This window comes from Streptosporangium subroseum, from assembly GCF_900188345.1.
Classification (GTDB): domain Bacteria; phylum Actinomycetota; class Actinomycetes; order Streptosporangiales; family Streptosporangiaceae; genus Streptosporangium; species Streptosporangium subroseum.
In genome coordinates, this window is record NZ_FZOD01000080.1 from 14,923 (window position 1) to 40,178 (window position 25,256).

Here is a 25,256-nt window from a genome sequence, read left to right on the forward strand (position 1 = left end):
ATGGACACATGCGGCCGGCGAAGGAGGCCTCATGACCCTGTCCTCCTCGCTGGTGCTGGCCGTCGGGCTGCTCGTCACGGCGGCGCTCGCCTGGGCGGCCGTCGTCTCGGCGCGCCGCCGGACCGCCGCCCTCACCGCGGCCGGGGTCGCCGTGCCGGGCGGCCGCCGGGCGTACCTCGGAATCGGCCTGACGATCGCCGGCGTCGGGGTACTCGCGATCGCCGCCGCCGGGCCGACGGCCACGGTGCCGGTCCCGCGGACCGCGGGCACCGTCATCCTCGCCGTCGACGTCTCCAACAGCATGGGTGCCGACGACGTCGCGCCCACCCGGCTGGCGGCCGCGCAGCGGGCGGCCCGCGCGTTCGTGGCGGCGCAGCCCGACAGCGTCGACATCGGAGTCGTCGCGTTCGAGCGGGGCGCGCTCACCACCGCACGGCCCGACGCCGACCACTCCGTCGCGCTCGCGGCCATCGGCCGGCTGAAGATCGCCGGTGGCACCTCGCTGGGAACGGCCATCACGGCCTCCCTGTCGGCGATCACCGGCAAGCGGGTGGCCGTCAGCCGCGACGGCACCGCGCCCGACATCGGTTACTGGCCGTCGGCGACGATCGTGATGTTCTCCGACGGCCAGAACCAGGGCGCGGACGTCGAACAGGCCGCGGCCGTGGCCCAGCGGGCGGGCGTCCACGTCCACACCGTCGGGGTCGGCACCACGGCCGGGGCGACGGTGAAGGTCGACGGCTACCATCTGCAGACCTCGCTCGAGGAGGACACCCTCACCTTGATCGCGCAGACCACCGGCGGCGACTACCATCCCGCCTCCGACGCCGCGCGGCTCGACGGGATCGCCGACACGATCGATCTGCGGCTCACCGTCTCCGACGAGCCGCTGCCTCTCGCCGGCGGGCTGATCGGGCTCGCCCTCGCGCTGCTCACCGCGGGAGCGGCGCTCACCGTGCTCCGGTCTGGACGGGTGATCTGAATGTCGTTCTCATGGCCGTGGGCGCTGCTGTCCATCCTGGTCCTCCCGCTGATCTTCGCCATCCGCGAGTGGGCGCGGCGCCGTCGCCGGCGGGCCGTCGTACGCGTCACCTCGATCGCGCTCGTACGCAGCGCCCTGCCCGGCCGTACGCGCTGGACGCGGAAGATCCCGGCGGCACTGTTCACCGCCGGACTCGCACTGCTCGCGGTCGGGGCCGCGCGGCCGCAGGCGTCGGTCCCGGTGCCGCAGACGTCGGTGACGATCCTGCTCGCGCTCGACACCTCCGGCTCCATGTGCGCCACGGACGTCGACCCCAACCGCATCACCGCCGCGAGGAAGGCCGCCGCGGAGTTCATCGAGTCGCAGCGGGGTGGACCGCGCATCGGCCTGGTCACCTTCGCGGGAACCGCGGGTCTGCTCGTCCCTCCCACCGACGACACCGACGCGCTGATCGAGGCGCTGGACGGCCTCACCGTGTCCTTCGGCACCGCGATCGGGCAGGCCGTGCTCACCTCGATCGACGCGATCGCGGAGGTCGACCCGTCGGTCGCCTCCACCGGGGCGAACCCCGGCGAGGGCGGGTCAGGCTACGCGGGTGCCGCGATCGTCGTGCTCACCGACGGCGCCAACACCCAGGGCGTCGACCCACAGCTCGCCGCCCAGGAGGCGGCCCTGCGCCGCGTCCGCGTCTTCCCCATCGGCTTCGGCACCACGAACCCGGCCCCGATGGTGTGCGACAGCTCGCAGTTCGACGGCCGCGGCTTCGGCGGCGGGGGCGGGGGATTCGGCGGCGGTCGCGGCGGGTTCGACAGGGGTCGCAGCCCCCGCACCATCGACGAGCCCGCACTCAAACGGATAGCCCAGACCACCGGCGGCTCCTACCACCGCGCTGAGAACGCCGACCAGCTCCAAGGCGCCCTCGCCGCCCTCCCCGGCAGCTTCACCGTCATCCACCAGCGGATCGACACGGCCGCCGCCTTCGCCGCCGGCGGCGCCATCCTCATCACCGCGGCCCTGTCCCTCTCCCTCTGGTGGAATCGCCCCCGGACCCCGACCCGCTGACTATCCGTGCGTGTCGACCAGCGGAAATCCATAGGCGCGACCGGGGGTGCTGAGCCAGTCCTCGTCGAGGAAACGGCCCGTGATCCGTCCCACAATGGTCAGAAAGGCGTGCGCCAGCCGTTCTTCGCCCTCGATGGGATAACCATCCCGGGGAAGCCCTTGGGCATAGGGATCGAGCAGCTGCGAAGGCAGCAATTCGCCCGATGGCATCCCTGGACTTTCTGCGACCACGTTTCCATCTCGGTAATAGACGAGGTCGGAGAGGCCATCGATCTCCCGGTCCCAACTGACCATGAGCATTCCTCGGTTTCCGGAGCTGAGCTGCAGCACTCCCGTGCCGGGGCCGCTGGTGCTGATCACTACCGACCAGCCAGGACCGTGGGGTCCGATCCAGAGGCCGTCTTCCACGGACCGGTCCGTCATCGTGGGCGCTTCCTCGATCAGGCGCACGTCACGCCTGGACTGCGGATCCAGGCGCAGGATTCCGGCGAGTTCGTCGAGGTCGTCCCGTTCCACCCAGAGTCCGAAGAATTCATCGTCGAACCCGTGCGCCGCCAGCAGTCCGTACTGATCATGTTCTGGCGATGCGGTTCGGATATCGGTCATCTCATCGTTTCCAGTTGCTCGGGGTTCACCCGTGTTCGGGGCGCCGCCCAGGCGGCGCCCCGAACACGGCGTTCGCAGATCAGTGCGGTCCTGGGATCAGTTGACTATCCAGACCCAGAACTTGTCGTCGGGTAGGACCCGGTTGTCGTTGTAGAAGGCTCCCAGGGCCTTTCCGTGGCTACCGCGATGGGAGCTGTTATGACTCTTTCCGACCGCGCGGAGAGAGTAGTGGTTCTTCATACCGTTGTCCGCCGCGTAGCCGGCTCCGTTCTTGGTCGAGGCGAATGGATACTCGTCACACTCGGCCCTGCCGTACACCGGATCGAGCAACGACAGTAGCGGCTGTTTATAGTTCTCCGGGAAGTAGTACTGGCAGTAACTGCTGTAGCTCGTGCCATCCACTTGGAAGGACCTGCTGAAGACGTTCCGGTTCTTCGACTGGTTACCGGCTTTGTCCTTGGTGAGGGGATCGCCCGGCTCTACCTTGTTCGGGTCGGTGCCCATGGGGGCCGCCCAGTTGCCTGGGATGGTCTTGGTCTTCTCGCCGCCCAGGACACCCTTTCTGTCATGGCGAATTGTGTCCCTGGGACATGGTGTCGCCGTAAGTCGGGTCAGCCACCGTCTCCATCTTCGAGTTGTCAGTCGGAAAGAAGTGGAGGCGGTGGCTGTTTCATTCATGCCGGCACGCGCAGCGCGGGTGTCCAGGATCCGGGTGAGGACGGCCAGAGACAGAACGCCTGGATGGAGCCGGCCGATTTCCGGCAGGAGGTCTCCGCCTACTGACCACCCGGCGGGATGAGCTGGTCGAGGCGGTGTTGTGCGCTGACTTCGCCGAGGGCATGTTGACGGTGGACCAGCAGTTCGTGGTGATCGATCGGCGCCCGACACCGGCTTCGCCGAAGACGAGAGCCTCTTTATAGTGAGTGAAGTCAAGTCATCATTGACAATGAGCGGTGAGGGAGGCAAGCTGCTCGCGCTGCACAAATCGTTTTGCGATCGTGCTGGCCCGAGCCGTACCGTTTCCTCCTGTCGGTGGTGAATGCATGAGCGATGTCCCCCGCCGGGTTCTGGTGACCGGGGCGGCGGGCAGGTTGGGGCGTATGACGCTCGATCTGCTCGCGCGCCTGGGCGTGCCCGCGACCGCGCTCGATCTCCATGACCCGGGCGGGCTGGCGGCCGACCGGGTCGTCACGGGGAACGCGGGAGACTCGGCGGCGGTGCGCGACGCGCTCGACGGGGTGGACGCGGTCATCCACCTCGCCGCGATCCCCGCCCCCGTCCTGGGCACGCCGGAGGAGGTCTTCTGCGGCAACACCCGCGCGACCTTCGTGGTGCTGGAGGAGGCGGGTCAGGCGGGAGTGCGCCGGGCCGCCATCGCCAGCAGCTTCTCTGTGCTCGGCCTGCCCTGGGCGGCGCGCCCGCTGCACCCGGCGTACGTGCCCGTCGACGAGGCGCTGCCGCTGCAGATCGAGGACCCCTACGGACTGTCCAAGCAGGCCGACGAGGCGACGGGGGCGATGATGGCACGCCGCCACGGCATGACCGTCGTCGCGCTGCGCTTTCCCCTGCTCGGCGGGCCCGGCGACAAGTTCGACAAGACCGCCGCCCGATACGCCGACGACCCCGGGTCGGGCGCCAAGGAGCTGTGGAGCTATCTCGACACCCGCGACGCGGCCCTGGCCTGCTGGCGAGCCGTCGCCCTGCCGATCGAGGGCTACCACGCCATCTTCGTGACGGCCCGGGACACACTGGCCCCGCAGCCCACCGAGGAACTCCTCGACCGGTTCCATCCGGAGGTCGAGAGGCGGGCCCCGCTGCCGGGCCGTACGGTGCCGATCGATCTCGGTGAGGCCGACCGGTTGCTCGGCCTCACCATCGAACACCCCCATCCCGACGCCACGGAGCCGACGTGAGCCTTCTTCCCCTCCCCGAGACCCAGGCACCCTGGCCCGCCAGGGACGCCCTGCGCATCACCGCGGTCCGGCCGATCGTCACCGCCCCCGAGGGCGTGCCCCTGGTGGTCGTCCGGGTCGACACCAGCGAGCCCGGTCTGTACGGCCTGGGCTGCGCGACCTTCACCCAGCGCTTCCACGCGGTGGCGGCCGCGGTGGAGCAGCACGTCGGACCCCTGCTGATCGGCCGTCACCCGGCCGACATCGAGGACATCACCCGGATGGTGCACTTCTCCTCCTACTGGAGGGGCGGTCCGGTCCTGAACAGCGCCCTGTCGGGGGTGGACCAGGCACTGTGGGACATCGCGGGCAAGCGGGCGGGAATGCCCGTCTACGAGCTCATGGGCGGGCGCGTGAGAGCCGCGGCCGACACCTACCTGCACGCGGGCGCGGCGACCGTCGAGGAGACGATCGAGGAGGCCCAGGCGATCCTGGCCTCGGGATACCGCAACGTCCGCCTCCAGGTGGGCGCGCCCGGCCTCGGGCACTACGGCTCGCCCGGCTCACCCGGCGGCTACCCCGGCTCGCCGTACCCCGACGGCTGGGACGTGCAGCGCTACCTGCGCGACACCCCCGGGCTCTTCGAGCGGGCCCGCCGTGAGCTGGGGGAGGAGCCGGGCCTGATGCACGACGTGCACTCGCGGCTCACCCCCAAACAGGCGATCGTCCTGGCCAGGGCGCTGGAGCCGTACCGGCTCCTCTTCCTGGAGGACCCGATCGCGCCGGAGTTCTACGACCGGCTGCCCGAGGTGCGCGAGGCCTCGCCGATGCCCATCGCGGCGGGGGAGCAGATCAGCTCCGTCACCGACGCGGTCAGGCTGGTCCGCGACGGGGGCGTCGACCTGCTCCGGCTGCACGTGTCCTCGGTGGGCGGGCTCACCCCCGCCCGCAAGCTGGTCGCGCTCTGCGAGCTGACCGGCGTGGGCACGGCCTGGCACTCGCCGGCGGACGTCTCGCCGGTGGGCGCCGCCGCCAACGTGGCGCTGGACGTGACCACCGCCGCCTTCCAGATCCAGGAGGGTCACCTGTACGCCGAGGCGGTCCACGAGGTCTTCCCCGGCACGATCAGCCCGGTGAACGGATACCTGTACCCGAATCAGGAGCCCGGCTGGGGGATCGATCTGGACGAGGATCTGGCGGCGAAGTATCCGCCGACGGCTCACCTCCACGAACGCTGGGCGGCACGCGTACGCCGTCCAGACGGCGGCATCGAGGCGCCCTGAGGCCCGTGAACGGCGGTATCGAGGCGCCTTGAGGGATGTCCGGTGGTATCGAGACGTCCCGAGGTCCGTGGACGAGCGATATCGAGGCGCTCCGAGGTCCTTGAAACGTTCAGTGAGTATAAGGAGTGTGTCGATGTAAGATCGACCCATGGCCTCGTCACCCTCTTCGGAGCGGTCTCCCGCACGGCGTGAGCGGAAGAAGGCGGAGACGCGGCGGGCCATCGCCCACGCCGCGCGACGCCTGTTCGCCGAGCGCGGTTTCGAGGTCGTGACGGTGGCCGAGATCGCGGCGCTGGCCGACGTCTCCTCCAAGACCGTCTTCAACCACTTCCCGGCCAAGGAACAGCTCCACTTCGAGCACGACCCGCTCATGTGGAGGACCCCGGCGCAGGTCGTCCGGGAGCGAGCGGCGGGGGAGCCGGTCATGGACGCGGTCCGCCGCGTCCTGTCCCGCGCCCCGGCTCCTTCGGGCAAGGGGCCGGACGCGGGTGCCGTTCCTCCGGGCGGAGGAACGGACGCGGGCGCCGGTCCCTCGGAGGAGGGGCCGGGAGCGGCTCCGCCTGCGGCGACGCGGGACGCGGGCCCGTTCTCCACGGAGGCGAGAACGGGTGCCGGCATGGCCGCCTCGGAGGTGTTCGACGCCGAGGCGGTCGCCGTCCACGCGCGGATCTATCGCGACAGCCCCGCGCTGCGGGCCTACGCGCGCGAGATGTTCGCCGGGCACGAGCGTGCGCTGCGCGAGGTGATCGAGGCCGAGGACGGGCCCGAGCCGGGCATCATGGCGGCCATCCTCCTGGCGCCCGTCCGTGAGGTGTGGGAGGCGACCCTGCTCCGGATCGCCGAGGGCGCGGCTTTCGACGAGGCCGCCGAACAGGGGCGGCAGGATCTCGACGCGGCGTTCGACCTGCTGGCGCGGGGGCTGCCGGGCTCCTCGCGCGCGGGTCTCGCGACTTCCGGGGACCTCGCGACGCCGGGAGAGCTCGGAACTCCTGGGGACCTGACGACCGGGGAAGACCTCGCGGCTCCTGGAGATCTCGCGACGCCGGGAGGCCTCGCGCCCCGGGAAGACCTCCCCGACCGGGGAGATCTTCCCGGTCGGGGAGGCCTCACGGGTCCGGGGGAGGGCGACGGCGGCGCGGAGCCGGTGCCCGCGCGGCCGCGGGGGCCGGCTCGGGGCGACCGCCCGAGCATCACGAGGGTCGCGCAGCTCGCGGGGGTGAGCGCGACGACGGTGTCGCACGCGCTGAACGGGCGGCGGCCGGTGGCCGACGACACACGAAGACGCGTGCTGGAGGCGATCGAGCGGCTCGGCTACCGGCCCAACGCCCTCGCCCGCGGTCTCCGTACGAGCAGGAGCCAGACGATCGGGCTGGTCATCCCGGACATCACCAACCCCTTCTACCCGGCGCTGGCGCGCGGGCTCCAGGACGTGCTCGGACCGGCGGGCTACGACCAGATCATCAGCAACACCGACGGCGAGCGGCGGCTGGAGCGCGCCGCGATAGAGCAGATGATCGCCCGTCAGGTGGACGGCCTGGCCTTCGCGGTGTTCCACACCCATCCGGAGGACCTGCTGCCCGCCATCGAGGCGGGCATCTCGGTGGTGCGGCTCGGCGGACGCCTGGTCCAGGACGGCGTCGACGTGGTGCACAGCGACGACGAGGGAGGCTCCGCCGAGGCGACGCGCTACCTGCTGGAGCGCGGCTACCGCAGGGTCGGTTTCGTCTGCGGTCCGCACGCCGAGGGCCCCGCGGCCGAGCGTGTGGCGGGCTACCGCTCCGCGCTGAGGGCCGCCGGAATGGCCGTCGATCCGAGTCTTGTGGCGCACACGCACTTCAGCCGGGCGGGCGGGGCCTCGGGCACCGCGCGCCTGCTCGACCTGCCCGAACCTCCGGACGCGGTGCTGTGCGCCAACGACATCATGGCCATCGGCGCCCTCGACACGGCCGACGAGCGAGGGCTGCGCGTTCCCGCGGACCTGGCGGTCATGGGGTTCGACGACATAGAGGCGGCGACCCTGGTCTCGCCCCGGCTGACCACCATGGCCAACCCGGCGCGGGAGATCGGCCAGGCCTGCGCCCGGCGCCTGCTCGAACGACTGTCCGGCGTGGCCGCGGCGTCATCCGGCGAGGTGGTCATTCCGGCCCGGCTGGTCCGCCGCCAGTCGGCCTGAGCGACCATCAGGCCCGGCCGCGGGGACGGTCGTTCCCGGCACGTCCGGCCGGCCTGAGGGACCGTCCGGCAGGGCCGGGGAGCCGTACGGTGAGATGGCCGCCTCACCGCGGCCGGTCCGCGGTCGATCAGCCTGAGCGGCTCACCTCCATGCCCGATTCCGCTGACCTTGTCCCTTGACACTCGCTGGGTTACGTGTAGATTTCGGAACCAGTCTTAACGATTTGCATGCAGCGCCACCTTGTGATCTGGATCCCGCCCGCGGCACGGCGAGAGCCTGGATTCACGTTCAGTGAACCCTCACCCCCAAGGAACCCTCATCCCCTAAGGAAGGAGGATCCCGATGACAACTGGTGCAAAACGTCGCAACTCTACGATCATCGCGATTCCGCTGCCCGCCATCATGACGACGATCCGGGAAGGCGCGAGATGACGGCGGCACGGAAACGGACACGGATCCTGGCCGTCGCGGTGACGCTCGCGGTGGGGCTCACCGCTGCCGCCTGCGGCGGGTCCGGCGATGAAAAAGCCGGCACACCGGCGGCAGGCCAGACACTGAAGATGTGGACCTTCAAGCGGTCCCACGCCGACGCGCTGAACAAGGCGGCCGCGCAGTTCAAGAGCGAGACGGGCATCGCCGTCACCATCGAGGCGGTCACCCCCGACGACGTGTTCGTCAGCAAGGTGCAGGGCGCCGCGCAGACGAACGGCCTGCCGGACGTGCTGGAGCTGCACGCGGGCGGCGAGGACCTCGAGATGGGCGCGTCGGGACTGCTGAGCGACCTCTCGGCGGACGTGAACGACGCCTGGAAGCAGCGACTGCTGCCCACCACCCGCGAGACCGGGGTGATGACGCAGCAGCGGATCGACATCGTGGCCAATGACTCGCCGTTCAAGCAGGTCAAGCCGGGCACGAGGTTCAGCGTGCCGTTCACCGCGGGCGCCTTCGGCATCGTCTACGCCAACAAGGAGAAACTGAAGGCGGCGGGGCTGAGCGCAGACACGCCCCCGAAGACGTGGGAGGAGTTCCTCGACGCTCTGAAGGCCACCACGGCCAAGGACCCGCAGCAGGGTGGTCTCTCCCTCGGCCTGAAGACGTCCCAGACCGGGTTCAACTGGGTCTACCAGCCGATGGCCCACTCCTACCTGGGCAAGGAGAAGTTCCAGGCGCTGTTCGCCAAGGGTGCCGCGCAGGGCTTCGGCTCTCCCGACGGCGTCAAGTCGCTGGAGCTGTACAGCAGGCTCACGCCGTACTGGATGCCGGGGACGACGACGCTCGGCATCGACGAGGCCGACATCGCCTTCGCCCAGGGCAAGTCGGCGTTCGACGTCGGCGGCACCTTCACCCTGGCCTTCCTCGCGCAGAACGGGCTGAGCCCGGACAAGGTGCTCACCTTCCCGATCCCGCCGCCGGCCGAGGGGCAGAACAAGGAGATCTCGATGTCTCCGCTGGCGCTGACCTCGCTCGGCATCACGTCGACCACCAAGAACAGGGAGGCCGCGCTCAAGTGGCTGGACTGGGTGACCTCGCCCAAGGGCGCGGGGGTCGTGGCCAAGTCCTCGCTCGACCTGCCGGCGACCGATCTGGGCGCCGAGGCCGAGTCGCTGCTCGGCGCCGATCTGGCCGCCCTGCAGAAATACTTCACCGGTGCGCCGGAGAGCGCCTACGACGCCGCTGACGTCACCTTCTTCCCCTCCGATTACGACCAGGTCAAGCCGGGCGACGTGATGGTGAGACTGACCCCGCTGAAGGAGGCCACCCCGGAGCAGACCGGCACCGAGATGGACAAGGTCATGGGCGCCATGTGGAAGTCCACGCAGTGACCACGCTCACTGTGAAGGACCGCGCGGGGCGGCTCCGGGAGGAGCCGCCCCGTGGCGGGCGCCCCAGGGGGCGGTGGAAGGAGATCCTGACCGGATGGGCGTTTGTCCTCCCGGCGGTGGCGCTCTTCCTGGTGATGGGGCTCTACACGATCGGCAGCGGCTTCGCGCTGAGCTTCGCCAAGTGGAACGGCTTCACCCCCGAATGGCTCTGGGTCGGGATCCAGAACTACAAGGACCTGCTCTACGCGGATCCGTCGCTCGCCCCCGAGATGCGCCGGGCCGCGTGGAACACCCTGCAGGTCATGATCGCTGTTCCGGCGCTCACCGTGGCGATCGCCCTGCCGCTCGCGGTCACGCTCAACTCCATCAGGCGGCTGCGCTCCCTGCTGCGCTCGGTGTACTTCCTGCCCTACGTCACCAGCGGGATCGCCGTCTACTACGCCTGGCGCTACGTGCTGGAGCCCGAGGGCTCGGTCAACCTGCTGCTGCGGGCGCTCGGGCTCGGCAGCCTCTCCCAGCCGCAGGGTTTCCTGGGCAACCCGAGCACCGCGCTGCCCACGCTGATCCTGATCCTGGTCTGGTCGAGCGTCCCCGTCGCCACCCTGCTCTACCTGAGCGGGCTGCAGGCCATCGACCCGAACATGATCGAGGCCGCGCAGATCGACGGAGCCGCTCCCCGGCACGTGCTGCGCCGCATCATCTGGCCGCTGCTGCGGCCCATCACCGCGGCCATCGTGCTGCTCGGCGTGCGCGACGCGCTGCACGGCTTCCAGATCTTCCTGATCATGACGGGGGGCGGTCCCGGCGGGCACACCGACGTGCTCGGGCTGATGACCTACCGGCTCTCCTTCTTCAAGGGCCTCGCGCAGACGCTGGGAGTGGCCAGCGCGCTGGGCTGGCTGCTCTTCGCCGCGGCCCTGCTGCTCACGCTGGTGAACGCGCGCATGCTGAGGAGAATTCGATGAGCAGGTCCCGTGCGGCCAGGATCGCCGCGTACGTGGCGCTGGCCGTCTACGCGGCGATCAGCGTGTATCCGTTCCTGTGGATGGTGTCGGGAGCCTTCAAAAGCCGCACCGAGATCCTCCAGGGCGGCCATCTCATCCCGCAGCACCCCACGCTGGACACGCTGGTGGACACCTGGAGCCGGCTGAACTTCGTCCAGTACTTCGGCAACAGCCTCATCGTCACCGGCTCGACCGTCATCGGCGTCCTGGTCGTCTACAGCCTGGCCTCCTACGCCTTCGCCGTGCTGAACTTCCCCGGGCGCAAGGTGCTGTTCTGGTTCTTCGTGTCGCTGCTGTTCGTCCCCGGCATCACCGTGCTGCTGCCCGTGGTGATCCTGGAGAAGGAACTGGGCGTGCTCGGCACGCACCTCGGACTGGTGCTGCCGTTCATCAACGGCACCGCCCCGCTGACCGTCCTGCTGCTGACCAACAGCTACAGCTCGATCCCCCGGGAGATGCGCGAGGCGGCCCGCGCCGACGGCGCCGGTGAGCCGCGCATCTTCTGGTCGATCTACCTGCCGCTGGCCAGGCCCGCGCACATCACGATCGCCGTGCTGACCGCGGTGCCGACGTGGAACGAGTATGTCCTGACCCGCGTGTCGATCAGTGACGCGTCCCTCTACACGCTGCCGCTCGGGCTGGAGTCCCTGATCTCGAGTGAGGTCCCGCGCTACAACGAGGTGATGGCCGCGTCGCTGATCCTCGTGCTCCCGGTCATCGCGCTCTTCCTCTTCCTGCAGCGTTATTTTGTCAACGGGCTCGTCGGCGCGATCAAGGGCTGATCAGGTCCGGGTCGATCAGGGGCCGGTCGGGCCCGGGTGAGGAGTGCGCGGGCCTGACGCTCGGCGCCGAGCCGATCGCGAGGGGGTCGTCGATGAGCTGGTTGATCACGACGTTCGCGGCGCCCAGGGACGCGGCGCCGAAACCGAGGTCGGAGGCGACGAAGCGGCACCGGGCGGCGGGGCCGGCGACGACCAGGTGCTCCAGCTCCGCCTGGGCGAAGGGGAGGAGCCACTGGGCCAGCGTGGCGAAGTAACCGCCGACGACGATGACCCGCGGGTTGAAGAGGTTGACCAGGATGGAGCCGCCGAGTCCGAGCCACCGGCCGACCTCCGCCACGGCCGCGATCATCAGCGGATCGCCCTCGGCCAGCCCGCAGGCGATCTCCGCTACCCGCTCCTCGGGACCGAGCACCGGTACGGCGCCCAGTCCGTACGCCTGGTCGGGCGTCGCCATGCGCACCAGCGCCGCGAGCCCGACCTTGGTCTCCCAGCAGCCGTTGCGCCCGCAGCCGCACCGGTGACCACCCGGATCGACCGGGAGATGCCCGACCTCGCCGGAGAAGCCGTCGGCGCCGCGCAGCAGGCGGCCGTCGACGATGATGCCGCCGCCGACGCCGACCTCGCCGGTCAGGTAGACCATGTCGGGGGTCCCCGCGGCGACGCCCGCGGTGTATTCGGCCAGCGCGGCGAGATTGGCGTCGTTGTCCACCGTCACCGGCACGCCCAGGTTGCCGAGCGCGATGGACAGCCACGAGGCGAGGGGCACGTCGTGCCAGCCGAGGTTCGGCGCGAGCGCGACCACACCGTGGCCGACGTCCACCAGCCCGGGCACGCCCACCCCGATGCCGGCGGGGCGGGTCCCGGCCAGGACGAGCTCGTCGATGGCGGTGCGGGCCACCCGGCCGAGCTCGCGCAGCGACTGGTTGGGGCCGCTGCCCATCGCGTCGAAGCCCACACGACGCTCCACCAGGACGCGCCCGCCGAGATCGGTGCCGTGGACGGCGACATAGTCCACGTTGATCTCCAGGCCGAGGACCCCGATGTGGGAGCCGTCCAGCGCCACCGCCCGCCGGGGACGGCCGACCGCCCCCGCGTGCTCGATGCCGACCTCGCGCACCAGCCTCCGGTCGAGAAGCTCGGCCATCAGGTTGGAGACGGTGGCACGGTGCAGGCCCGTCGCCTCCGCGATGTCGGCGCGGGAGCTGGAGCCGTGGTTGCGCAGATGCCGCAGTACCAGGGAGAGATTCGCCCGTCGCAGCGAGGAATGGCCCGCCGGTTGGACACCGCCCCTCGTCAGACGGGTGAAATTTTCCTCCCCCTGCGTCACGCGGTCACCGGCCTTTATTTATTTTGAAGAGCAACTAATCGATTTTCTAACATGGGCGGACCGTTCCACACAACCTGAGGCGATAACGACTTCGCACCTGTCACCTGGGGTTCGGTTATTTGTCCAGGTAGATATTACCGGATCGCGCCCGAATATTTCGGCCAATCTCTGAAACATTCAGAGCATATCTTCGGGGCCCTTCCGTATGCCGTGTTCTGAGCCCTTCGACCGTGCGGGGAAAGGCCATGGCCCGGCGGTGGTCCCGCCGGTAGACTCACCATCCATGATCGACTTTGACGAGGAGGGTCGTCCGGAGCCTCCCCTCGCGGGCGACGAGATCGCCACCCTGCTGGGCTTCCTGGACTACCAGCGCGCCACCCTGGCGTGGAAGTGCGCGGGACTGGACGCGGCCGGCCTGAGGGCGACCGTCGCGGCCTCGTCGATGACCCTCGGCGGGATGCTCAAGCACCTGGCCTACGTCGAGAACGACTGGTGTTCTCGGTGGTTGCACGGGCAAGACCGGCTGCCCCCGTGGGACACGGTGGACTGGAGAACCGACCCCGACTGGGACTGGAACTCGGCCGCCGAGGACACCCCCGAGCAGCTCCATGCGCTCTGGCAGGACGCCGTGGCCCGCTCCCGCTCCCTGGTCGCGGAGGCACTGGCGGACGGCGGCCTGGAGCGGCCGGCCCGGCGCACCTGGCCCGACGGCCGGGCACCCAGCCTGCGATGGATCCTGTTCCACCTGATCGAGGAGTACGCGCGGCACAACGGCCACGCCGACCTCCTCCGGGAGTCGGTGGACGGGCTCACCGGGGAGTAGCCGCCGGGCGGACGGCCCATTCCATCCGCGCCACCGCCCCCCGGGCGCGCAGCCGCACGCCACGCGCTCGAACACCGGCGATGATGAGCCGCCGGTGCCTTGTGAGTTCCCTCGCGGTCTTGCGGTAGCGGGGGAGGGCGCGGGACGAATCGCGAGTTCGCCGGATCCCTCCCCGGGGCTGAAGCCGGGGAGGGATCCAGACGATCACTCGGTGTGTGGTCCGCGTCGGCGACCGGCTCAGCTTGGGTAGGCCTCCAGTTCGAAGATCCGTGCGGCGGTGTCGCTGTCGCTGGTCGGGGTGAGCACGTTGACGCGCACGTACCGGGCGCTGACGGGGGTGATGGCATGGGTGGTGACGTTGGCGGTGTTGCCGCGGGCGCTCACGACGTTCGTCCAGGTGGTGCCGTTGGTACTGACCTGGATGTCGAAGTCGCGGGTGTTCCAGCTCGCCTTCTCGCCGCCCGCCCCGGAGTGACGGACCACGAAGCGCCCGACCTGCGCGTTCGACTGCAGGTCGACCTGGAGCCACTTGTTGGAGCCCAGAGCGCACCACTTGTCGGAGTTGCCGCCCGTCCAGCTGCCGTTGACGGCCTTGGCGGGTGCTTCGTTCGCCGCGCACTGGTTGCTGGCGGTGGCCGGCTTGTTCAGCGCGAGGTTGACGCTCGGCTGCGTCGTCTCGGGCACGTAGAGGCGGATGTCCGTCAGGCTCGCGCTGCCCTCGTACACATTGGTGTAGAGGTCGCCGATCACGAAGTAGTCGGGATACTGGGAGTCGGCCGGCCACTGGTTCGGCCAGGACGTGCTGCCGTTGATGTCGTTCTGGACGAGGGTGGCGTTGTAACGGCCGTCATACTCGCCGGGCTTGACGTTGTAGTGCCAGATCGGCGCGTTGTTGACGATGAAGTCGCGGTGGAAGCGGAGCGTCTTCTGCCCGACGCGGGCGAAGTTGCCGCTGGCCTCGAGCACGTAGCCGGTGGCGTCGCGCTCGATCGCGAAGGTGTAGTCCTGGTTGGGCATCAGCTCGGGCTGGATCTCCGCCGCGGACGAGAGCTGCTGCTCGGCGACGCCGCCGGAGCAGCTTGTCATGAACCACTGGGAGTTGCCCGCGAGGCCGCCGGGTCCCGGCGTCCAGTTGGGCAGGCCGCTGATCCACATGTTGACCGTGTTGAAGTTGCCGTCACGGTAGTTGTAGTACTGGTTGGTGTTGGAGTTGCAGACCCGTCCGCCGGTGCCCGTGCCGACCCGGTCGGGGTGCTGGGAGAAGGAGTCCATCAGGACCTTGCGGCGGTAGTGCCAGAAATGGTTGTTCCGGGGGGCGGGGTTGGCGAAGTCCACGATCGACATGAAGTGGAAGCCGTTGTAGCCGTACGGTCCCGACCGCACGTCCTGCCACTCGCAGTAGGGCGCGGCGGCGTTGCCGCTCCAGCCGGGGCTCCTGGAACCCTCGCCCCAGGGGTGCTGAGTCTTGCATCCCTGGGTGCTGTAGCCGTTGACCTTGCCGTTGTACTCGATCGAGCCGTTCCGCTTGCCGCCGAAGTCGATGGTCTTGAGCTTGTACTCGACGCGGTACTGGTCGGGCAGCTTGTTCGTGGGCCGGAAGATCGCCCCACCGGTGTGGTCGGGCACGTTCAGCACCGCCGCGGGCGCGCCGCCCACCGTCGCGGTGGTGATCGACGGCGGCGACTCGATGACGCCGTCCTTGTTCCAGTCGCGGGCCGAGAGCGACGCCGTCAGCCAGCCACCCTGGCCGACCTGGAACTCCTTGCGGTAGGTGGCGAAGGAGTTGAACGCGGTGGTCCAGGCGGGCCCGTAGTCGTTGCGGTACCACTGGCCGGCGTCGTCCATGATCGTGTCGAACGGGGCGGTGTAGTTCTCCTTGACCCACGGCGCGTTGCCCGTGTTGATGGGGGCCGAGAAGTTCTCGGAGTGCAGCAGGGTCCAGCCGGCGGCGGCGGCGCTGCTCGCCGCACCCGACGTGGCCGCCGTACCCGATGTGGTCGCCGTGCCTGGCTTGGCCGGCGTGCCCTGCTTGGTCGACGTACCCGACGTACCCGACGTGCTTGATGCGCTGGGACTGCTCGGGGTGCTCGGGGTGGGAGTACGGACGCCGGCCGACGCGGCGGTGTCGCCCGTTGCGGGGGTGCCGACCCCGAACGAGGCGAGTCCCGCGACGGTCACGGTGACGGTGGCGAGGGCCGCCTTGCGGGCGACCCCTCTGACGTTTCTTCGCATGGGTAAGTGCCCTTCACTCGACGAGTAAGGCATTGCTCGTGCCTGAACGCGCCCCGCGTCCCCCGCGGGTGTGTGAACCTCCCCTCTGATATCGGGCGACCATGGGTGGCGTCGCCGACCGCCACCCGGCCGCCGTCCGAACCGGCCGTACTCCAGGAGGCTCAGAACCCGCCGTTCGGGTCGAGATACTTGGCCGCGTTGTCCTTGGTGACCTGCGGGGAGGGCACCACGGTGTCCTTCTCGACCTGGGCGCCGCCGAGGATCTCGACGGCCCGGTCCAGCCCGAGGCTGCCGATGATGTCCGCGTCGTTCAGGCCGGTGACCACGTAGTTGGTGCCGTCGAGGATCGCCTTGAGCGCTTCGGCCTGCCCGTCGACGCCGGCGATGATGATCTGCTTCGCCTTCCCCGCGTCGGCGATGGCCCTCTGCGCGCCCAGGCACATCGCGTCGTTCTCGCAGAACACGGCGGCGAGGTCGGGGTTGGTCGCCAGCAGGCTCTCCATCACGGTCAGCCCGCCGTCGGAGCCCCAGTTGCCGAAGTCGGGGGCCTCGACGAGCGTGATGCCCTTGGCGCTGCCGAGCACCGACTTCACGCCGTCGGTGCGGGCCAGGCCGATGCTGTTGTCGGCGGGGCCGCCCTTGATGATGGCGACCTTGCCTCCGTCGGGCAGCTTCTCCGCGAGGAACTGGCCGTCCTGCACGCCGATCGCCTTGTTGTCCGGGCCGATCCAGCTGGTGTACTCCCCGGTCTGGAACTTGCGGTCGACGAGGACCACCGGCTTGCCCGCCGTCTTGATCGAGTTGAGCGCCGCGGGCGCGGACTCGAGCGGGCCGCCGGAGATGATGACGGCGTCGACGTTCTTGCTCAGCAGGTCCTCGACGTTGGAGGCGAGCTTGGCCGCGTCGCCGTTCGCGTCGGTGCTGATGATCTCGACGTTGCCCTTCTTCTTGGCCTGGGCGGCGATCGCCTTGTCCATGCCGCTGAAGTAGGGGCCGCCCAGCGTGAAGTTCGCGACGCCGATCGTGTAGGAGCCGTCGCCGGAGGCGGTGGCGCCGGTGGTGCCGGTGGGCGCTTCCGAGGCGGACGAGCAGGCGTTCAGGCCGGCGGCGAGGGCGCCGGCGACCAGCAGGATGCCGAGCTTTTTCGCGTTCATAAAAGATCTCCCAGGGGGGTGACGGCAGTGATGGACACCGGCGTACGACTCGGGCACGTCACGTGCGGGCGAGTGACGGACACCGGCGTACGGTTCGGCGGGCGTGTCATGTGCGGGCCCGCCCGGTACGGGTGACGGACACCGGTGTACGGCCTGACGGGCGCGTCATGTGCGGGCCCGGTTGGTGCGCTGGACGAGGATGACGGCGATGATGATCAGCCCTTTGAGCACCTGTTGCCAGAAGCTCTGCACGCCGTACAGGTTGAGCAGGTTGTTGATCAGGACGAGCACGAGCACCCCGCCGAAGGTGGCCTTCGCGGATCCGCGCCCGCCCGCCAGGCTCGCCCCGCCGATCACGCACGCGGCGATCGCGTCGAGTTCGAACGCCACGCCGACGCTGGGCTGGGCGATGCCCACCCGGCTGGCGAGGATGACGCCGGCCAGACCGGCGCACGCGCCGCTGATCGCGTAGGCGAGGATCACGTGCTTGCGCACGTTGATGCCCGCGAGCCGTACGGTCTCGGCGTTACCGCCGATCGCGACGATCGAGCGGCCCGCCGGGGTCCGGGTCAGGAAGACCCCGCCCACCAGGAAGACGGCCAGCATGATCACCGTGCTCAGCGGAATGGGGCCGACCATGGCCGAGCCGAGCGTGAGGAACGACTCGTTCTCCGGGGAGATGGGCACCTCGGAGTAGACGAACGCCAGCCCCCTGATGGTGGTCAGCGCCGCCAGGGTCACCACGAACGGCGCCAGCCCGAACCGGGCCACCAGCGTGCCGTTGATCAGGCCGAACACGATGCCCGCAGCCAGGCCCGCCACGATCGCCACCGGAAGCGGAAGGCCGGAGACCAGGCCCGCGCTGAGGATTCCGGAGAAGGCCACCACCGACCCGACCGAGAGGTCGATGCCGCCGGTGAGGATGACCACGAGCATGCCGAAGGCCAGCAGACCCGTGGTGACCATCTGCTTGAGCAGGTTGGTGAGGTTGGTCTGGGTGAGGAACGTGTCCGAGGTCGACGCCGCCACGGCGACGAGCAGCACGACGAGCGTGACGAACACGACCTCGACCGTGAGGTCGCGACCGCCCAGCACCAGCCGGGGGTACCGTCTGGTGTTGGTGAGCTGCCCGGTCATACGGTGAGTCCAATCGAGTAGGCGAGGATCTCGTCCTCCGTGGTCTGGTCCGAGCGGAGCTCACCGCTGATCCGGCCCTGGTTCATCACCAGCACCCGGTCGGTGGCGCCGAGCACCTCGGTGAGATCCGAGGAGATGAGCAGGACGCTGAGTCCTTCGCGCGCGAGTTCGTCGATCATGCGGTAGATGTCGACCCTGGTGGCCATGTCCACGCCGCGGGTCGGCTCGTCGAGGATGAGGACGCGCGGGCCGACCAGCAGCCACTTGGCCAGGACGGCCTTCTGCTGGTTGCCTCCGCTGAGGTTGACCACGGCCATCGAGGCGCAGTGCGCGGGCTGGATGTTCAGCCGGTCGATCATCTCGGTGACGTCACGGCGCTGGCGGGCCGCGTCGATCAACGGGCCCCGCCTGGTCGAGTGCAGCGTGGTGAGCGCGATGTTGTCCCGCACCGTCATGCCGAGCACCAGTCCGCTGCGTTTGCGATCCTCGGTGACGAGCGCGAGCCCGGCCGCGATGGCCTCGCCCGGCGTGCGGAAGTCGCCGGCGCCTCCCGGCAGGCGCACCTCGCCCGCGCCTGCGGGCTCGGCTCCGAAGACGCATCGGGCGAGCTCGCTGCGGCCGGAGCCCACCAGGCCGAACAGCCCGACGATCTCCCCCGCGTGCAGGGTGAACGAGACGTCCTCGAACTCGCCCTCGCGGGTGAGCCCGGTCACCGTGAGGCTGGCCTCGCCGCGTTCCGTGCGCCGGCCGGGATAGATCTGTTCGAGCCTGCGGCCCGCCATGAGGCGGATCAGCTCGTCCTCGCCGGTGCGGGCCGGCTCGGTGGTCTCGATCACCCGTCCGTCCTTGATCACGACGATCGAGGTGGCCAGGTCGAGGACCTCGGCGAGCCGGTGGGAGACGTAGATGATCAACACACCCTGCTCCTGCAGCCGCCTGATCAGCGCGAACAGCGCGTCGAGGTCGCTTCCGGCCAGCACGGCCGAGGGCTCGTCGAGGATGAGGACGCGCGGGCGGCTCACCAGCGCTTTCGCGATCTCCACCATCTGCTGCCGGGCCACCGAGAGACGGCCCGCGAGGGTGCGCGGGTCGATCGCGCCGAAGCCGGCCTCCTCCAGCAGCTCCCCGGCACGCCGGTGCGCCGCCGGCCAGTCGATGAGGCCGGCGCGACGCGGGAAGTTACCCATCAGCAGGTTCTCGGTGACCGAGAGCTGGGCCACCAGCGTTAGCTCCTGATAGACGGTGCGGATGCCCCGGGCATGGGCGTCGTGCGGCGAGCGCAGGCCGACCCGCTCGCCGTCCATCCACATCTCGCCCGCGCTCATGGACAGCGCGCCGGAGAGAATCTTGATCAGGGTCGACTTGCCCGCCCCGTTCGCGCCGACCACGGCGAGGACCTCGCCGGGACGCCCCGCGAGGTCCACTCCGTGCAGCACCTCGACACCGCCGAAGTCCTTGTGGACGCCGCGCAGCTCAAGGCTCATCCGAACGCCTCCATCACCACGATCGTCTTCTGGCGGGTGAGGTCCAGGACGGTCTCGTGCAGGCCCTCCCGGTATCCGCCGGTGTCCTTGGTGCCGCCGAACGGCAGGTTCTCGGCGCGCAGCGCGGTCGAGCCGTTGATGATCACTCCGCCGACGTCGAGGCGCTGGGCGATGGCGAAGGCCCGTGAGATGTCCCGCGTGAAGACCGCGGCCTGCAGGCCGTACGGGGACTCGTTGGCCATCCGCACCGCCTCCAGCGGGTCGGAGAACCGGGCGACCGGGGCCACCGGGCCGAAGATCTCCTCCGCGAAGGCCGCGCTGGCGGTGGGGACGTCCACGAGCACGGCGGGGTCGACGAACGCCCCGCGCCGCTCGCCGCCGGCGACCAGCCGGGCGCCGTCCTCGACGAGCCGGCCGATGGCGGCCACGACCTGTTCCGCGGCCCGCTCGGCGATGAGGGGACCCACGTCGGTGGACTCCCGCAGCTGGTCGCCGACGGTGAGCTTGGCGGTCTGCTCCAGCAGCGACTCGACGAAGGCGGCGTGCACGCCGTCCTGCACGTAGACCCGCTTGACCGCGCAGCAGATCTGCCCGTTGCCCCGTGCGAGGCGGCCGAGCACGACCGCGCGGGCGGCGTCGTCGACGTCGGCGTCGTCGCACACGATGAGCGCGTCGTTTCCGCCGAGCTCCAGGAGGACCTTCTTCAGGGTCTGCGACCCGAGGCGGGCGATCTCACGCCCCGCCGCGGTGCTGCCGGTGAGGCTCACCGCGGCGATCCCGGGCAGCTCGGCCAGTGCCTGGGACACCTGGAGACCGCCGGTGACGAGCTGGTGGGCGTGGCGCGGCGCGCCCGCCTGCTCGACGAGCTCCGCGACCCGGACGAGCGCGAGCGGGCAGCGCGCGGGCGGTTGCACGATGACGGCGTTACCCGCGGCGAGGGCCGCGGCGGCCTTGTGGGCGTACAGCTCGACCGGGTAGTTGAAGGGGACCAGCGCCGCCACGACGCCGAGCGGCTCGCGCATCGTCACCGCGAGGTGGCGTTCCAGGCCCGGTACGGCGTCGAGCGGGATCTGCCGGCCGAAGAGCCGGGTGGTCTCGCCCGCGTACCCCCGGAAGATGCGGATCGCGGCCGCGACCTCGCCGCGGGTCTGCGGCAGCGGCTTGCCGTTCTCGGCCGCGAGCAGCAGGGCGAGGCTCTCCTGCTCGGCCTCGATGAGGTCGGACACGCGTCGCAACAGGTCCGCGCGCTCGTGGGCGGCCAGGGCGGCCATCGCCCGCTGGCCCTCCTGCGCGTCGGCGACGGCTGCGGCGACCTGCTCGGCGGTGGCGGCTTCGACCTCCCCGAGCAACTCCCCGGTGCCGGGGTTGTGGACGGTGATGATGGAACCTACTGGCGATGTGACGGACATCCGTTCCCACTCCTTGGGTGATTCGACTGCTGCGCTGGCATGTGTTCGCGGCTCAGTGCGGGACGAACTCTCCGTTCCTGGGCGCGGTGTAGCCGATCCTGCGGCCGATGTCGGCCGCCATCGCGAGCGCGGTCGGCGCCAGGCGCCGGCAGTCCTCGACGCTGAACCGGTTGGCCGGCGCGGAGACGCTCAGCGCTCCGACCGGCTGGCCCGAGGTGTTCATGATCGGCAGCCCGACGCAGCGCACGCCCTCCTCGTTCTCCTCGTCGTCGATCGCGAAGCCCTGAGCCCGTACGGTGGCGAGCTCGGCGAGCAACGTGTCGCCGATGAGCGTCCGGGGCGTGTGCCGGTCGTGCGAGCGCGCGAGGATCTCGGCGCTGCGCCGCTCCTCCAGGAGCGCGAGCACGGCCTTGCCCATCGCCGTGCAGTGCATGGGGGCACGGCTGCCGATCCGTGAGACCAGCCGGATGGACTTGGCGCTCTCGACCTTGTCCACGTAGACGATGTGGTCGCCGACGGGGATCCCGAGGTGCACGGTCTCGCCGCTCAGCTCGACCAGCTCCAGCAGGTACGGCCGGGCCGCGGCGCGAAGGTTGTCCTCTTCGAGGTACTGCCCGGCGAGGGTGATGAGGGTGACGCCAAGGTGGAAGGCCCCCGCCGCGTCACGGTCGAGGACACCGAGTTCGAGGAGTGAGGTGACATATCGATGAGCTGTGCTGACGGCTACGCCCGCGCGATTGGCGAGCTCACCCAATGTGATACCGGCCCTGCCGGACTCGGATACCGCATTAATCAGCTCGAATGCCTTATCAACGCTGGATGACTTTCTTCCGCTCTTCATTCGAGTTACTCGAATCTATTTTCATTTATTTGTAAGATTTTTGCGATATTTGCATTGAGGGCAAGCCCTGTCAAGCCTTGTCGCACGACGACTGCTATTACGAAGTGAAATGTCCAGCGTCCGTTTTATGGCCAATCGTTCTATTTGATCTCTTGTGCGAATTTTTTCGGGGGGTTGCGAGGGGGCGTCGTGACAAGACGGAAACATTCGCGTCGAGGCATTGACACTTTTGTACCAGGCGGGCAAAGTTCCATCGACGACAGCGAAAGCTCGGCGGCTTACGCTGACTGTTAGTCAAAAGGTGCGGCGGCGCGCTCCTCTTCTCCCGGTTTATTGGAAGGAGCACGCATGCGTAGACGCGTACTCGCGTTTGCCACCAGCGCCGTTCTCATGATCACTGGGCTCGTTGCCGTCCCGCACCCCGCGGTGGCCGCTGACGTGCTGCAGGAGGTCACCCTCGCCAAGGGCCCGACGGCCATGGGCGAGCCGATGTCACTGGCGGTCCTGCCGGACCGCACCGTGTTGCACACCTCGCGGGACGGGCGGATCTTCTCCACCGACGCCTCGGGCAACACCAGCGTGGCCGGCACCATCCCCGTCTACACCCACGACGAGGAGGGGCTGCAGGGCATCGCCGCGGACCCCGACTTCACCGCCAACCGCTGGATCTACCTGTACTACGCGCCGGTGCTCTCGACGCCGGCCGGCGACGCGCCCTCCAACGGCACCGACGCGGACTTCGCCCGCTGGCAGGGCCACAACCAGCTGTCCCGCTTCACCGTCAGGGCCAACGGCACGGTGGACCTGGCCAGCGAGAAGAAGCTGCTGCAGGTCGCCACGGACCGAGGGATGTGCTGCCACGTCGGCGGGGACATCGACTTCGACGCCCAGGGCAACCTCTACATGACCACCGGCGACGACACGCAGCCGTGGTCGTCGAGCGGCTACACGCCGATCGACGAGAGGCCCGGCTTCAGCTGGGACTTCGACGCCCAGCGCACCTCGGGCAACACCAACGACCTGCGCGGCAAGCTCCTGCGGATCAAGCCCCAGCCCGACGGGACCTACACCATCCCGAGCGGCAACCTCTTCGCCCCGGGCACGGCCAAGACCCGCCCCGAGATCTACGCGATGGGCTTCCGCAACCCCTTCCGGATGTCGGTCGACAAGACCACCGGCGTCGTCTACGTCGGCAACTACGCCGCCGACTCCGACATCGCCGACCCCAACAGGGGAGAGGGCGGCCGCCAGGAGTTCGAGCGGATCACCGGCCCCGGCAACCACGGCTGGCCGTACTGCCAGGGCTACAACAGCCCGTACAACGACTTCGACTTCGCCACCAACACCTCCGGGCCGAAGTTCAACTGCGCCGCGCCGGTCAACAACTCCCCGCATAACACCGGCCTGACCACCCTGCCGGCGGCCAAGCCCGCCTGGATCGCCTACGACGGCGGCGCGCCCTCGCAACTGGGCTCCGGTGGCGGCCCCATGGCCGGTCCGGTCTACCACTACGACGCGGCCCTGAACTCCCCGACCAAGCTGCCACAGAGCTACGACGGCAAGTTCTTCGCCGGTGAGTTCACCCAGAACTGGATCAAGACGATCACCGCCACCGGGGACGGCAGCGCCGGCACCATCGCGGCGTTCCCCTGGACCCACACGCACATCATGGACATGGCGATGGGCCCGGAGGGCGCGCTCTACGTCCTCGACTACGGCGCCGGCTGGTTCAACGGTGACGAGAACTCCGCGCTGTACCGCGTGGAGAGCACCCCCACCGGCAACCAGGCGCCGACCGCGGTCGCCACGGCCAACAAGATCTCAGGGCAGGCGCCCCTGGCGGTGACGTTCAGTTCGGCCGGTTCCAGGGATCCCGAGGGCGGCGCCCTCACCTACGCCTGGACCTTCGGTGACGGCGGCACGTCGACGGCGGCCAACCCGTCGCACACCTACACCGGCAACGGTTCCTACCAGGCGAAGCTGACGGTCAGGGACCCGGCGGGCAACCTCGGCAGCGCGACGGTCACCGTCACGGTCGGCAACACCGCCCCGACGGTCACGCTCAACGGCCCGTCGAACGGTGCGATCTTCCAGTTCGGCGACGCGGTGCCCTACCGGGTGACGGTGACCGATCCCGAGGACGGCACGATCGACTGCTCGAAGGTGAAGGTCAACTTCATCCTCGGGCACGACCAGCACGGTCACCCGATAACCAGCGCGACCGGCTGCACCGGTGTCCTGCAGACCACGGCCAACAGCGAGCACAGCCAGAGCGACAACATCTTCGGCGTCATCGACGCGACCTACACCGACAACAGCGGCCTGATCGGCAACTCCCAGATCATCCTGCAGCCGGCGCACCGCCAGGCCGAGCACTTCGGCAACTCCAGCGGCAACGTCACCGTGTACACCAGCCCCAACACCGAGGGCACCTACGTCGGCGCCATCGAGAACGGGGACTGGCTGTCGTTCACCCCGTACAACCTGACCGGTGTCACCGGCGTCACCGCGCGGGTCTCGTCGGCCAACGCGGGAGGCACGCTGGAGTTCCGTACCGGCTCGGTCACCGGCCCCCTCGCCGGATCCGTCGCGATAGCCGGCACCGGCGGCTGGGAGAACTGGGTCACCGTCACCGGCTCGATCACCCCGCCGAACGGGACCGGCACCCTGTTCCTGGTCTTCAAGGGCGGGGCCGGCGGACTGTTCAACGTGGACAACCTCACCTTCACCGGCGGTGGCTCGGGACAGGGAGACCTGGCGCTCGGCAAGCCGGTGACGGCCTCGTCGACCGACGATCCGACGCGGACCGCGAACCTGGCGGTCGACGGCAACGCCACCACCCGCTGGTCCAGCGCGTACACCGATCCGCAGTGGATTCGGGTGGATCTGGGGGCGTCGTATGCCCTGAACCGGGTGCGGTTGAACTGGGAGACGGCCTACGGCAGGGCCTATCAGATCCAGACCTCACCCGACGGCAACACCTGGACGAACGTCTACTCCACGACCGCCGGTGACGGCGGGGTCGACGATGTGACGCTGACCGGCACCGGCCGCTACGTGCGGGTCAACGGCACCCAGCGGGCGACGGCGTGGGGGTATTCGCTGTTTGATCTCAATGTTTTCGGTACGCCGGTTTCGTCGGGGTCGTCGTTGTTGTCGCAGGGCAGGCCGGTGACGGCGTCCTCGGTGGAGGCGGGGGCCAACGTGGTGGCCAACGCGGTGGACGGCAACACGGCCACCCG

At 69.6% G+C, this 25,256-nt stretch carries 19 protein-coding genes; 10 read left to right on the plus strand and 9 right to left on the minus strand.

All coding sequences use genetic code 11. The annotated features are described in order from the left end of the window. The first annotated feature begins 31 nt into the window (after positions 1-31). Both CHC08_RS42210 and CHC08_RS42215 read left to right on the plus strand, forming a co-directional pair. Positions 32-982 (plus strand): VWA domain-containing protein, encoded by a 951-nt coding sequence (locus CHC08_RS42210; protein WP_089213012.1) that lies wholly within the window; start codon positions 32-34, stop codon positions 980-982. Further along, the gene (locus CHC08_RS42215) at positions 983-2,044 is read left to right on the plus strand and encodes a VWA domain-containing protein (RefSeq protein WP_089213013.1); all 1,062 of its coding nucleotides are present in this window, start codon (positions 983-985) and stop codon (positions 2,042-2,044) included. Here CHC08_RS42215 and CHC08_RS42220 read toward each other — a convergent pair whose 3' ends face one another. Then, on the minus strand, positions 2,045-2,650 hold the full coding sequence (locus tag CHC08_RS42220) for a hypothetical protein (RefSeq protein WP_089213014.1): 606 nt from the start codon (positions 2,648-2,650) through the stop codon (positions 2,045-2,047). A gap of 96 nt (positions 2,651-2,746) precedes the next feature. Beyond that, positions 2,747-3,154 carry a NucA/NucB deoxyribonuclease domain-containing protein gene (locus CHC08_RS42225; protein WP_179282526.1) on the minus strand — a complete coding sequence of 136 codons (408 nt, stop codon included), beginning with the start codon at positions 3,152-3,154 and terminating at the stop codon, positions 2,747-2,749. 539 nt (positions 3,155-3,693) lie between these two features. Here CHC08_RS42225 and CHC08_RS42230 point away from each other — a divergent pair. The 6 genes from CHC08_RS42230 to CHC08_RS42255 all read left to right on the plus strand — a co-directional run bounded on the left by CHC08_RS42230 (position 3,694) and on the right by CHC08_RS42255 (position 11,607). Further along, the gene (locus CHC08_RS42230) at positions 3,694-4,563 is read left to right on the plus strand and encodes an NAD-dependent epimerase/dehydratase family protein (protein WP_089213016.1); all 870 of its coding nucleotides are present in this window, start codon (positions 3,694-3,696) and stop codon (positions 4,561-4,563) included. Further along, positions 4,560-5,825 carry an enolase C-terminal domain-like protein gene (locus CHC08_RS42235; RefSeq protein ID WP_089213017.1) on the plus strand — a complete coding sequence of 422 codons (1,266 nt, stop codon included), beginning with the start codon at positions 4,560-4,562 and terminating at the stop codon, positions 5,823-5,825. Before CHC08_RS42230 ends, CHC08_RS42235 begins: the two co-directional genes overlap by 4 nt. A gap of 148 nt (positions 5,826-5,973) precedes the next feature. Beyond that, positions 5,974-7,998: a substrate-binding domain-containing protein gene (locus tag CHC08_RS42240; protein ID WP_089213018.1), complete on the plus strand. Its 2,025-nt coding sequence runs from the start codon at positions 5,974-5,976 to the stop codon at positions 7,996-7,998. Positions 7,999-8,426: 428 nt separating this feature from the next. Then, entirely contained in the window at positions 8,427-9,821 is a 1,395-nt protein-coding gene (locus CHC08_RS42245) for an ABC transporter substrate-binding protein (protein WP_179282527.1), read from the plus strand. Continuing rightward, positions 9,818-10,786 (plus strand): carbohydrate ABC transporter permease, encoded by a 969-nt coding sequence (locus CHC08_RS42250; RefSeq protein ID WP_218825753.1) that lies wholly within the window; start codon positions 9,818-9,820, stop codon positions 10,784-10,786. The genes CHC08_RS42245 and CHC08_RS42250 overlap by 4 nt, the downstream gene beginning before the upstream one ends. Continuing rightward, entirely contained in the window at positions 10,783-11,607 is an 825-nt protein-coding gene (locus CHC08_RS42255) for a carbohydrate ABC transporter permease (protein ID WP_089213020.1), read from the plus strand. The genes CHC08_RS42250 and CHC08_RS42255 overlap by 4 nt, the downstream gene beginning before the upstream one ends. Here the strand turns inward: CHC08_RS42255 and CHC08_RS42260 are convergent. Further along, a complete protein-coding gene (locus CHC08_RS42260; RefSeq protein ID WP_089213021.1) occupies positions 11,597-12,934 on the minus strand; it encodes an ROK family transcriptional regulator in 1,338 nt (445 codons plus the stop codon). The two genes, CHC08_RS42255 and CHC08_RS42260, sit on opposite strands and share 11 nt — an antisense overlap. 283 nt (positions 12,935-13,217) lie before the next feature. Here CHC08_RS42260 and CHC08_RS42265 point away from each other — a divergent pair, with 283 nt between their 5' ends. After that, positions 13,218-13,757, plus strand: coding sequence for a DinB family protein (locus tag CHC08_RS42265; protein WP_089213022.1), 540 nt, complete (start codon positions 13,218-13,220; stop codon positions 13,755-13,757). A gap of 237 nt (positions 13,758-13,994) precedes the next feature. On the opposite strand, the gene CHC08_RS42270 is transcribed toward CHC08_RS42265, so the two are convergent. From CHC08_RS42270 to CHC08_RS42295, 6 genes are all read right to left on the minus strand, one after another. Then, positions 13,995-15,989 (minus strand): discoidin domain-containing protein, encoded by a 1,995-nt coding sequence (locus CHC08_RS42270; protein WP_218825754.1) that lies wholly within the window; start codon positions 15,987-15,989, stop codon positions 13,995-13,997. A gap of 161 nt (positions 15,990-16,150) precedes the next feature. Further along, a complete protein-coding gene (locus CHC08_RS42275) occupies positions 16,151-17,143 on the minus strand; it encodes a substrate-binding domain-containing protein (RefSeq protein WP_089213024.1) in 993 nt (330 codons plus the stop codon). A 165-nt stretch (positions 17,144-17,308) separates the two neighbouring features. Continuing rightward, a complete protein-coding gene (locus tag CHC08_RS42280) occupies positions 17,309-18,280 on the minus strand; it encodes an ABC transporter permease (RefSeq protein ID WP_089213025.1) in 972 nt (323 codons plus the stop codon). Further along, the gene (locus CHC08_RS42285) at positions 18,277-19,764 is read right to left on the minus strand and encodes a sugar ABC transporter ATP-binding protein (RefSeq protein WP_089213026.1); all 1,488 of its coding nucleotides are present in this window, start codon (positions 19,762-19,764) and stop codon (positions 18,277-18,279) included. Before CHC08_RS42285 ends, CHC08_RS42280 begins: the two co-directional genes overlap by 4 nt. Continuing rightward, the gene (locus CHC08_RS42290) at positions 19,761-21,173 is read right to left on the minus strand and encodes an aldehyde dehydrogenase family protein (RefSeq protein WP_089213027.1); all 1,413 of its coding nucleotides are present in this window, start codon (positions 21,171-21,173) and stop codon (positions 19,761-19,763) included. The genes CHC08_RS42285 and CHC08_RS42290 overlap by 4 nt, the downstream gene beginning before the upstream one ends. 52 nt (positions 21,174-21,225) lie before the next feature. Next, positions 21,226-22,014, minus strand: a complete 789-nt coding sequence (locus CHC08_RS42295) for an IclR family transcriptional regulator (protein ID WP_089213028.1) — start codon at positions 22,012-22,014, stop codon at positions 21,226-21,228. Positions 22,015-22,362: 348 nt separating this feature from the next. Here CHC08_RS42295 and CHC08_RS42300 point away from each other — a divergent pair. Further along, the coding region (locus CHC08_RS42300; RefSeq protein WP_089213031.1) for a PQQ-dependent sugar dehydrogenase at positions 22,363-25,256 on the plus strand (2,894 nt) is incomplete at its 3' end.

Bases quoted from the DNA above. Each gene is read 5' to 3' on its own strand.
- CHC08_RS42270 (WP_218825754.1), bottom strand. From the start codon at position 15,989: ATGCGAAGAAACGTCAGAGGGGTCGCCCGCAAGGCGGCCCTCGCCACC.
- CHC08_RS42220 (WP_089213014.1), bottom strand. From the start codon at position 2,650: ATGACCGATATCCGAACCGCATCGCCAGAACATGATCAGTACGGACTG.
- CHC08_RS42295 (WP_089213028.1), bottom strand. From the start codon at position 22,014: ATGAAGAGCGGAAGAAAGTCATCCAGCGTTGATAAGGCATTCGAGCTG.
- CHC08_RS42275 (WP_089213024.1), bottom strand. From the start codon at position 17,143: ATGAACGCGAAAAAGCTCGGCATCCTGCTGGTCGCCGGCGCCCTCGCC.
- CHC08_RS42290 (WP_089213027.1), bottom strand. From the start codon at position 21,173: ATGTCCGTCACATCGCCAGTAGGTTCCATCATCACCGTCCACAACCCC.
- CHC08_RS42225 (WP_179282526.1), bottom strand. From the start codon at position 3,154: ATGGGCACCGACCCGAACAAGGTAGAGCCGGGCGATCCCCTCACCAAG.
- CHC08_RS42280 (WP_089213025.1), bottom strand. From the start codon at position 18,280: ATGACCGGGCAGCTCACCAACACCAGACGGTACCCCCGGCTGGTGCTG.
- CHC08_RS42285 (WP_089213026.1), bottom strand. From the start codon at position 19,764: ATGAGCCTTGAGCTGCGCGGCGTCCACAAGGACTTCGGCGGTGTCGAG.
- CHC08_RS42240 (WP_089213018.1), top strand. From the start codon at position 5,974: ATGGCCTCGTCACCCTCTTCGGAGCGGTCTCCCGCACGGCGTGAGCGG.
- CHC08_RS42265 (WP_089213022.1), top strand. From the start codon at position 13,218: ATGATCGACTTTGACGAGGAGGGTCGTCCGGAGCCTCCCCTCGCGGGC.
- CHC08_RS42245 (WP_179282527.1), top strand. From the start codon at position 8,427: ATGACGGCGGCACGGAAACGGACACGGATCCTGGCCGTCGCGGTGACG.
- CHC08_RS42215 (WP_089213013.1), top strand. From the start codon at position 983: ATGTCGTTCTCATGGCCGTGGGCGCTGCTGTCCATCCTGGTCCTCCCG.
- CHC08_RS42210 (WP_089213012.1), top strand. From the start codon at position 32: ATGACCCTGTCCTCCTCGCTGGTGCTGGCCGTCGGGCTGCTCGTCACG.
- CHC08_RS42255 (WP_089213020.1), top strand. From the start codon at position 10,783: ATGAGCAGGTCCCGTGCGGCCAGGATCGCCGCGTACGTGGCGCTGGCC.
- CHC08_RS42230 (WP_089213016.1), top strand. From the start codon at position 3,694: ATGAGCGATGTCCCCCGCCGGGTTCTGGTGACCGGGGCGGCGGGCAGG.